We start from the raw sequence: 9206 nt of genomic DNA on the forward strand, positions 1-9206 counted from the left end.
CGGGGAGGTCGTGCTGCTGGGCTGCTATCACCCTAGCCAGCAGAACACCTTCACGGGCAAGCTGACCACGCAGATGCTCGACGACGTCTTCGGCCGTGCGGCGACGCTTGCAGGACTATCCCGTTGAGCGCCGGCGTTGACGCTGTCATGCGCCTTTCTGTGCTCGATCTCGTCCCGGTGCGCACCGACCAAACCACCTCGGATGCGCTGGCGGCCACCGTGCGCCTGGCGCAGATCGCCGACCGGTTGGGCTTCACCCGTTACTGGGTTGCCGAGCACCACAACATGCCGTCGGTTGGCGCGACCAGCCCGCCGGTGCTGATCGCCTATCTAGCGGCCCAGACATCGCAGCTGAGATTGGGATCAGGTGGTGTGATGCTGCCCAACCACGCGCCGCTGGCGGTGGCCGAGCAGTTCGCGCTGCTGGAGGCGGCCGCGCCTGGTCGCATCGACCTCGGCATCGGCCGGGCGCCCGGCTCGGATCCGGTGACCTCGATCTTGTTGCGCGGCGCCGCCGGACGAGATGAGCGCGATATCGATCAGTTCCCCGACTACCTCGACCACGTGCGGGCGATGATGAGCGCCCGTGGGGTGGCCGTGCAGTTGCGCGACGGGGACTACATGCTCAAGGCCACTCCGGCCGCTGCGAGCGAGCCGCGCCTGTGGCTACTCGGCTCGTCGCTGTATTCGGCGCGGCTGGCCGCGGCCAAGGGACTGCCCTACGTGTTCGCACACCATTTTTCGGGCAGAGGAACCGAGGAGGCGCTGGCGCTCTACCGGTCGCAGTTCGTGCCCAGCGAGCTAACGGCCGAGCCGTTGACCTTCCTGACCGTCAACGCTGCTGTGGCCGAAACCCACGATGAGGCAATGGCTTTGATGCTGCCGAACCTTCACATGATGGCCCGGCTGCGCACGGGGCAACCGCTGGGACCGCTAGAACTTGTCGAGGACGCCCGCGGCGCGCAGCTGACACCAGAGCAGCAGCGCATCGTTCCCAGCGGGCTCGATCGCGCTGTCCTCGGCACACCCGCCGAGGCCGCCGAGCAACTACATGCGCTGGCGAAACGGTTCGACGTCGACGAGGTGATGGTGCATCCGGTCGCATCGGCACACCGCGGCACCGACCCGGCCACCGCTCCAGGCCGGGAGACCACGCTGGAACTGCTGGCCAAGGAGTTGTTCTAGTGAGGCGTCAGCGCGATCACCGGAATTGGTCGCGACGTCCGCTTCTGGTACCCCTCGTAGCGGTTTGCGTTGTTCTTGTTGACGATCTGCCACAGCCGCCCGTAGTCCGGGTCATCGGGTAGCACGGGTTTGGCTACCGCGCCGAAACGTTTTGGGCCGACGTTGATTTCGACGTTCGGGTTGGCTTTCAGATTGTGATACCACCCCGGCGCCTTCGGATCGCCACCCTTTGACGCCACGACGAGATACGCATCGCCGTCGCGCGCGTAGCTGAGTGTGTTGGTCCGCGCCTTACCGGTCTTGGCGCCGACCGTGTGCAGCAGCAAGTTGACCGGCCCGAAGGGTATCCGGTGCCCAATCCGGCCGTTGGTGCGTTGATAGATCGTGTCGTGCACGCCCAGCAGCGGCGCGCCAATGTGCTGTTCGATCCACAGAGCTATATCCATGCCGGTCAGTCTTGCGGAGTGGCGCCCAATTGCGCCAGCGCGTCGCGCAGGATCTGCCCCGTCGCCTCCCGGTCGGGGTCGCGGCGCAGCAGCATCCCCTTGGCCACCGAGAGTTTGTCGCTTTTGCGTCGCGGCAGCACGTGCAGGTGAATGTGCGGCACCGATTGGAAGGCCGCCGGCCCGTCGTTGATCCCGACGTTGGTAGCGTCGGCCAACTCGGTGCAGCGGGCCGCCTTGGCGATGCGCTGTCCGATCGCCACCATGTCGGCCAGTGTCTCCGGCGGGGTGTCGGTCAGATCCACCGTGTGCTTTTTCGGCACCACCAGTGTGTGGCCGCGGGTGAACGGGCGGACGTCGAGGAAGGCCAGGTAGCCGTCATCCTCATAGATGCGGATCGCTGGCGCCTCCCCGGCGACGATCGCACAAAACACACACGACATGCGGTCACGGTAGCGCGGCGGCGATCACGTTGATGGCCCGGTCGAGGATGCCGCTCCCGCCTCAGTCTTTGATGAAGTGGTACATCCGGTACGAAAGCCGCCCGCTTTGCAGTTGCTTGTAGCCCGTCGTGCCCGGCGCGCCAGCGAATACGCGGCCCCAGGGCTGCAGGTATTTGGGCACATAGCGGGAGTTCAGGCCCAGGAAGCGCTGCGAGTTGTTGTCCATCCCGCGCAGCACCTCCGTGTTGATCTCCCGCTTCGAAAGCATCCGCATTGGCATGCCGGCCAGTGCTGCATCCCAATCGTCATATTCGAGGAACCCGCGGAAATCGGCGTAGAGGAAATGCCCTCCTGGGCGCAGCACCCGCGTCATTTCAGAAAGAAAACGGTCGAAATGGGGGTAGGAGTGCGCCGCTTCGACGTTGATCACCGCGTCAAAGGACTGGTCGGGAAAGGGCATGCTCTCAGCGTTGCCGTGCACGAAATCCAGCCCCGGTAGGCTGTGCCGTTTCTGGGCGAATGCAACACCGTCCGGGTTGTAGTCCAGCCCGGTGTAGGACGCCGGTTGCACCGTCCGTACCAGATACGCGGCTCCACCGCCGTGTCCGGAGCTGACCTCCAGGACTTGTTTGCCGCCGAGATCCGCTTGCGTCGCGGTGCGATGGTAGAGCTGGATGCTGTACCGGTCGGCTTCATCCTCAGGGGCCAGCGGCAGTCCAAGCGGCGGATCTTCCTCGTAGCCCCAGTTGAGAAAGGTGACGTCTTCGTTTTCCCACCGGCGGGTGATAAAGGGGTACCAGTACTTGTTGATGGCTCGTTTCAACCACGGAAAAGGGTCAACGAGCTTGATGTACCGCTTGGAAGTCCGAGTCACAGCGGCGAGTATGCCACGCCGACTATGCGCCGCGGTGGTCGGCCAACGAAGCAGAGTCGGCAACACGCAACGCCTTATCGGTGCGCCGGTACACCACTGCTCGCGCGCCGCGCGCCGGTGCGTAGGCAATACCGCGCCAGTGTGGTCGTTCGTCCGGCGCATCGGTTGGTACGAAACGGAATTCGCGCAGCAGTAGGCGAAGGGTGATGTCCATCTCCATGGTGGCTAGCGCCGCGCCGACGCAACGGTTGACACCGCCGCCGAACGGAATCCAGGCCTTCGGCTTCGCGGCACTGCCGAGGAATCGGTCCGGGTTGAACGACATCGCGTCCGAGAAGCTCTCATCTGAATCGTGGACCAGCGCGAGACTCAGGACGATCCTGGTGTTCTCCGGAAAGACCCAGTCTCCCAGGCGAATACGCGCCTTGGTACACCGCACGGTGGAGTCGAGAACGGTCCGAGTGCGCTGCACTTCCGCGATCGTGGCCTGGCGCAGTTCGGATCCGCCGGCGTCGACTTCCTCGGTCAGCCGCGACAGCAGCTGAGGATGACGAATCAACCGCTCCACTGCCCAGGCCAGTGATCCCGCGGTTGTCTCGTGGCCGGATACCAGCAAGGTCAGCATCTCGTCGGCGATGTGCTGATTCGTGATCGGCTCGCCGTTTTCGTAGCGCGCCCGCACCAGCAGTGCAAGCACATCGCTGCGCTCTTCCAATGCGGGATCCACGCGCGCAGTGGCGATCAGCGAGTTGATCGCGGCGTCGAAACGGCGGCGGTGCCGCAAGTATCGTCCGCCCGGGCTCCATGGACCCAGGTCACGCCGCAAGCTCGGCGGCAGTGCCAAGTACACCCCGGAGAGGGCGGCCATCGGCGGAATCAGGTCGTTCAGCTCGTCCAGCGTGGCTCCCTCGGCGCCGAACAGGGCCCGCAGGATGGCGCCGAGAGTCATCGCCGTCATCGAGGGCAGCGTCTGGAACTCCCGCCCTTCCGGCCAGGCCGCGATCTCGCGCAGCACCTCTTCTTCGATGATGGGCTCGTAGCTTCGCATCCGTTTGCCGTGAAATTGCGGGAGCACGAGCTTGCGGCGCTCGAGCAGTTCATCCCCGGCAAGGGCGAACGTCGACCCCGAGCCGAACGCGTCGCCCAGGCTGGCGGTTCCCGTCCTCGCGCGTTCGAGCAAATCGGTACTGGTGCCGAACACCTCCTTGACCAGGGCGGGATCCCTGATCACCACCGCACGGCCCAGGCGCGGCATATTCACGCTAAAAACCGGGCCGTAGCGTCGACTGAGAGCGCCATACATTTCGTGGTAGTCACGCAAGAACCACAGGCCCTGCAGGGCCTTCGGTATCCGTGGACCCGGCGGTAGGCGCACCGGCTCGGTTGTGGGCGTGGCCATGTTCTTTCTCTCCCCCGTGCCAGCACTGCAAACACGTCCGTGTCGGCACTCACAGTATCGCTAGCCGGCGCGTCCTGCATAGCATTACTGCATCCCGAAGCACCCCGGGGGCCGCTTAGACATCGGAGCGTTTTGCCTGATTTGGGTGAGGTTTCGAAACCTCCGCCGTGCCGCTTGGGCACCACCGACGCGTGCCCAGGGGTGAACGGACGAATATCGAGGGAAGGCCAGGTAGCCCTCGTCTTCGTAGATGCGGATCGCTGGGGCGTCCCCGGCGACGATCGTGCAGAACATATAGCCACGGTGGTGGCTGGTCAGATCGCCAGGGCGGCAGCGATCGCCTCGATCGCGCGGTCGAGGACCGCACGAGTAGTGGCGAAGTTCAGCCTGGCGAAACCCGAGCCCACCGTCGCGCCGAACGGGATCCCCGGGCTGAGCGCCACCTTGGCCTTCGACAGCAGGTGATCCGCGGGCTCGGCAGGTAGGTTGAGCGCCCGGAAATCCACCCAGGACATATAAGTCGCTTCCGGGGTATTGACCCGCACGCCCGGACTCGACGCCGGCAGCGCCGCGGCCAGATGATCCCGGTTGGCCTGCAGATAGCCAAGCAGTTCATCGAGCCAGTCGGCCCCGTGGGTGTAGGCGGCGATGTTGGCGCGAATACCAATCGTGGACACACCCATCTTGTGCAGCTTGTTGATGAATTCCCAGTCGCGGATGTCCCGCTCGTTGGACAGGATGACCTGTGCGCAAATCAGACCCGGCAGGTTCCAACCCTTGGACGCCGACATCAGGGTGATGACGGTGTGCGCGGCCATGTCGGATACCGAGGCCGCCGCGACGTGGGGACGCCCAAAGACCAGCGGCCCGTGAATCTCGTCGGCGATCACCCGTGCGTGGTGGCGAGCGGCGATGTCCACAATCGCCCGTAACTCGTCCTCGCGGTATGCGGTGCCCAGCGGGTTGTTCGGATTGCACAGGATCAACGAGCCGGCCCCGCCGGCGAATGCCTCGTCGAGCGCCTCCAGATCCATCACGTAGCGGCCTGAATCATCTTGCAGCATAGTGATTTCCACCCGCTGGCGACCGGTGATCTGCAGGACGTCGAAGAACGGCATGTATGCGGGAACGGGCAGTACTACCGGAGTTTCGGGTCTGGTCAGGAAGTTGATGACGACTTCCAATCCCTTGAGGACGTCGGGAACAACACGAACCTCCTCGGGCGCAACGCGCCAGCTATAACGCCGTCGACACCAGTCGGCGGTCGCCCGTGCGAGGATGTCCTCCCGGAAGGCCGGATAACCGAACTCCTCGTCGGTGACGCATGCGCGGATGCCGTCGACGACCGCCGGTGCGGTGGGGAAGTCCATCTCAGCGATCCACAGCGGCAACACCTCGGGCCCGAAATGGTTCCACTTGATCGTCTTGCGTGCGCGCAGTTGCTGTGGGGTCAATTGATCGAACGTCGTGCCGTGCATACAAGTAGTCTGCCTTGACGTGGACGAGACAGATCTGGCCTTTGCGGGTGCGGCCGAACAGGTGCGGATGTTGGCCGAGGGCACGATCACCGCGCCGGGCCTGCTCGAGATCTATCTGGACCGGATCGCGCAGTTGGACCCGCAGCTGCGCACCTTTCGGGTCGTCCTGGCTGACGCCGCGCGTCAGGAGGCCGAGGCCGCGCAGCGCCGCATCGATGCCGGCGAGCGGCTGCCGCTGCTGGGCGTGCCGGTCGCGATCAAAGACGACGTCGATGTCGCCGGCGAGCTGACGACCTACGGCACCGGCGCCGTCGCGACCCCGGCGACCCACGATGCGGAGGTGGTTGCCCGGCTACGTGCCGCCGGCGCAGTGATCATCGGCAAAACCACTGTGCCGGAAATGATGATGCTGCCCTACACCGAATCATTGACGTTCGGGGCGACCCGCAACCCGTGGGACACCTCGCTCACACCGGGTGGCAGCAGCGGGGGCAGCGGCGCCGCGGTGGCGGCCGGGCTGGTCCCGCTGGCATTGGGTTCCGATGGTGGCGGTTCGATCCGGATCCCGTCGGGCTGGTGTGGTCTGTTCGGCATCAAGCCGCAACGCGACCGGGTCCCGCTGGCACCGCACGACGACGCGTGGTGCGGGCTGAGCGTCAACGGTCCGATCGCGCGGTCGGTGAAAGACGCGGCGTTGTTTCTGGATGCGACGACCACGATGCCCGGACCGGACGGCGGCTTCGTCGGCGCCGCCGCCCGCGATCCCGGCCGACTGCGAATTGCGTTGAGCACCAAGGTTCCACCGCCGTTGGTCGTCAACATCGGCAAGGCGCAACGGGCGGCGGTCGATGAGGCGGGCGCGCTGCTGCGCGAGCTTGGCCACGACGTCGTCGTCCGTGACCCCGACTATCCGCCGGCAGCGATCTACGCCAACTATCTGCCGCGCTATTTCCGGGGCATTTACAACGACGTCCGCGCGCTGCCGCGCCAAGACCGATTGGAAAAGCGGACCCGCAACATGGCGCGGATCGGGTCGCTGTTCTCCGATCGGCGGATGGCGAATGTGCGGGCGGGGGAGTCGGCGCTGGCCGCCCGGATCCAGTCGATCTTCGACGATGTCGACGTCGTCATCACACCCGGCAACGCCACCGGACCATCCCGTATCGGCGCCTACCAACGCCGGGGCGCCATCTCGAGCTTGTTGCTGGTGTCGAGGCGGGTGCCGTTCTTCGAGATCTGGAACCTCACCGGTCAGCCGGCCGCCGCCGTGCCGTGGGGGCTTGACCGCAACGGCGTTCCGCTGTCGGTTCAGCTGGTCGGTCGTCCCCGCGACGAGGCGACGCTGGTGGCGTTGGGCGCACAGATCGAGGCGGCACGGCCGTGGGCACACCGGCGACCGCCGGTCTCATGACGGCGAGATCACCCGCCAGGCGTCCAGCTTCTGGCCCGCAGGCATCGCCCGCGCCGGGCTGGTGGACGGCAGCAGCTGGTAGCTGACCGGCGCGTCGAAGTGGACCAGTCGGCGGAACAGCTTTTCTGCGGTGTGACCGTTGAAGCATACCCGGCTGATGCAGGGGTAAGTGGCGAACAGTCGACCAAAGTCGTTGACCACTAAGCTCTTTGGGTCGATTTTGGCGTCTGAGCTGCCAGCGCGGCGGCACTTGTGCAGAACATCCCAGAGCCCCACGCCGTGGGATTGCAATGCGGCCAGCCGGGTTTCGTATGCTGCCTGCGCGTCGAAGCCGAACAGCGCAGCGGTGATCGGCCAGAACGCATTTCGCGGGTTGCCGTAGTACTGCCGGGTTGCCAGCGACTGCACGCTGGGGAACGATCCCAGGATCAGCAGCCCGGCGCCGTTGTCGACGACGGGCGCAAACCCTTTCAGCAGCGGTGTGGTCATCGCATTCACATGATGCCTCGCCGCGTTATACGTTGGCGACGTGGATGACACGCCCGACCCGAACGTCGAAAAGCTGCTCGACGGGCTGGAGGGCGGCGCACGCGCCGAGCGCGCCGAGCTGATCGAGTGGCTCATGCAACACGACTTCACCGTTGAACAAATCCGGGGAGCTGTCGCCCCGATGCTGCTGCCGGCGGGCCGGTTGATGGGTGATGACGGCACATATATGTCGGCGCGCGAGATCAGCGAAACATACGGTATCGACCTGGACCTGCTGCAGCGCATGCAACGCGCGCTCGGGCTGCCCACAGTCGATGATCCCGATTTAGCCGTGTACCTGCGGGCCGATGCGGAGGCCGCCGCCAGCGGTCAGCGCTTCATCGGCGTCGGGCTCGACGCTGAGCAGGTGATCACAATCGCGCGCGTGCTGGCCGAAGGACTGTCGCATGCTGCGGAGGTGATGCGCTACAGCGCACTCGCGGCGGTCATGCAGCCCGGTTTGACCGAGTTGCAGGTCGCTCAGGCATCCGAGGCGATAGTCCGCCAGATCGCGCCGCTACTAGGCCCGATGATCCAGGACATGCTGTTCTTGCAGCTGCGGCACCAGATGGAAACCGAGGCCGTCAATGCCGGCGAGCGTGCGGCGGGGACGGCGCTACCCGGTGCCCGGCAGATCACCGTCGCGTTCGCGGATTTGGTCGGCTTCACCCGGCTGGGCGAGCAGGTGCCGGCCGAGGAGCTGGGTCAATTGGCCAACCGGCTGGCCGACCTGGCCCGCGACGTGGCCGTCCCGCCGGTGCGCTTCGTCAAGACGATCGGCGACGCGGTGATGTTCGTCTGCGCCGACCCGGCGCCGCTGCTCGACGTGGTGCTCAAGCTTGTCGAAGTCACCGATGGCGACAACGACTTTCCCCGACTACGGGCGGGCATCGCGTCGGGGGCCGCAGTCAGCAGGGCCGGTGATTGGTTCGGCAGCCCGGTGAACATGGCGAGCCGGGTAACGGCGGTGGCGCGGCCCGGCGCAGTGCTGGGCGCCGAATCGACGCGCGATGAACTCGGCGATGACGCGGGCTTCAGCTGGTCGTACGCCGGCGCGCGTCATCTCAAGGGCATCAAGGGTGAGGTGAAGCTTTTTCGCGCCCGACGGGGCGCCGGCGATACCGAGGACACATAGGGGCAGGCCCGGAGGACGTTGGGAGGCGTCTCGTACATCCTGCGCGGCCGGTTTTCACTCCGCTGACCGGCTCTTTGGAATTCGTCGCTTTCCGGGCCTGCTTCGCTATTCAACCTACAACTCTGCACGGGTCAGATCAACGGTTTTCTTGCCGCCGAATGTGGGGTTATGTCACGGATTTCGGCCTCAAAGTCAAGTGGTTAGTGCAACATCGGTCAGGCTGCCTCTTCTAGGAGGGCGGCTAGGCGTTGGGCTGGGGTGTCGAAATTCAGGGTGGGTCGTGGCCGGATGTTGAGTTTGTCTTGGACGC

At 65.4% G+C, this 9206-nt stretch carries 9 protein-coding genes and 2 pseudogenes; 4 read left to right on the forward strand and 7 right to left on the reverse strand.

Annotated elements, in window-relative coordinates:
• A pseudogene (locus tag WB785_RS04040) lies at positions 1–127 on the forward strand (uracil-DNA glycosylase); the annotation flags it as partial.
• Positions 128–147: 20 nt separating this feature from the next.
• Positions 148–1185, forward strand: a complete 1038-nt coding sequence (locus tag WB785_RS04045) for an LLM class flavin-dependent oxidoreductase (protein ID WP_424077403.1) — start codon at positions 148–150, stop codon at positions 1183–1185.
• Here WB785_RS04045 and WB785_RS04050 read toward each other — a convergent pair.
• The 6 genes and pseudogenes from WB785_RS04050 to WB785_RS04075 form a co-directional block, all read right to left on the reverse strand.
• Positions 1182–1631 (reverse strand): nitroreductase family deazaflavin-dependent oxidoreductase, encoded by a 450-nt coding sequence (locus WB785_RS04050; RefSeq protein WP_424077404.1) that lies wholly within the window; start codon positions 1629–1631, stop codon positions 1182–1184. The genes WB785_RS04045 and WB785_RS04050 overlap by 4 nt on opposite strands.
• A 5-nt stretch (positions 1632–1636) precedes the next feature.
• Positions 1637–2071: an HIT family protein gene (locus WB785_RS04055; RefSeq protein ID WP_424077405.1), complete on the reverse strand. Its 435-nt coding sequence runs from the start codon at positions 2069–2071 to the stop codon at positions 1637–1639.
• Positions 2072–2132: 61 nt separating this feature from the next.
• Positions 2133–2945, reverse strand: coding sequence for a phthiotriol/phenolphthiotriol dimycocerosates methyltransferase (locus tag WB785_RS04060; RefSeq protein WP_424077406.1), 813 nt, complete (start codon positions 2943–2945; stop codon positions 2133–2135).
• A gap of 22 nt (positions 2946–2967) precedes the next feature.
• The gene (locus WB785_RS04065) at positions 2968–4344 is read right to left on the reverse strand and encodes a cytochrome P450 (protein ID WP_424077407.1); all 1377 of its coding nucleotides are present in this window, start codon (positions 4342–4344) and stop codon (positions 2968–2970) included.
• Between the two features lie 167 nt (positions 4345–4511).
• Positions 4512–4638 (reverse strand): annotated as a pseudogene (locus WB785_RS04070) (HIT domain-containing protein); the annotation flags it as partial.
• A gap of 20 nt (positions 4639–4658) precedes the next feature.
• Entirely contained in the window at positions 4659–5822 is a 1164-nt protein-coding gene (locus WB785_RS04075) for a MalY/PatB family protein (RefSeq protein WP_424077408.1), read from the reverse strand.
• Between the two features lie 19 nt (positions 5823–5841).
• Between WB785_RS04075 and WB785_RS04080 the strand changes: the two genes are divergently transcribed.
• On the forward strand, positions 5842–7233 hold the full coding sequence (locus WB785_RS04080) for an amidase (RefSeq protein WP_424077409.1): 1392 nt from the start codon (positions 5842–5844) through the stop codon (positions 7231–7233).
• Here the strand turns inward: WB785_RS04080 and WB785_RS04085 are convergent.
• Positions 7228–7722 (reverse strand): DNA-deoxyinosine glycosylase, encoded by a 495-nt coding sequence (locus WB785_RS04085; RefSeq protein WP_424077410.1) that lies wholly within the window; start codon positions 7720–7722, stop codon positions 7228–7230. The genes WB785_RS04080 and WB785_RS04085 overlap by 6 nt on opposite strands.
• Before the next feature lie 40 nt (positions 7723–7762).
• Here WB785_RS04085 and WB785_RS04090 point away from each other — a divergent pair, with 40 nt between their 5' ends.
• Complete coding sequence (locus WB785_RS04090; RefSeq protein WP_424077411.1) at positions 7763–8896, forward strand: adenylate/guanylate cyclase domain-containing protein; 1134 nt, start codon at positions 7763–7765, stop codon at positions 8894–8896.
• Positions 8897–9206 lie beyond the last annotated feature (310 nt).

Origin of the sequence: Mycobacterium sp. (genome assembly GCF_049585075.1) — a bacterium.
Lineage (GTDB): Bacteria > Actinomycetota > Actinomycetes > Mycobacteriales > Mycobacteriaceae > Mycobacterium.

What these genes read in the sequence shown, in the direction of transcription:
- WB785_RS04075 (WP_424077408.1), bottom strand. Translation starts at nt 5,822, where the DNA reads ATGCACGGCACGACGTTCGATCAATTGACCCCACAGCAACTGCGCGCA.
- WB785_RS04055 (WP_424077405.1), bottom strand. Translation starts at nt 2,071, where the DNA reads ATGTCGTGTGTGTTTTGTGCGATCGTCGCCGGGGAGGCGCCAGCGATC.
- WB785_RS04065 (WP_424077407.1), bottom strand. Translation starts at nt 4,344, where the DNA reads ATGGCCACGCCCACAACCGAGCCGGTGCGCCTACCGCCGGGTCCACGG.
- WB785_RS04085 (WP_424077410.1), bottom strand. Translation starts at nt 7,722, where the DNA reads ATGACCACACCGCTGCTGAAAGGGTTTGCGCCCGTCGTCGACAACGGC.
- WB785_RS04050 (WP_424077404.1), bottom strand. Translation starts at nt 1,631, where the DNA reads ATGGATATAGCTCTGTGGATCGAACAGCACATTGGCGCGCCGCTGCTG.
- WB785_RS04045 (WP_424077403.1), top strand. Translation starts at nt 148, where the DNA reads ATGCGCCTTTCTGTGCTCGATCTCGTCCCGGTGCGCACCGACCAAACC.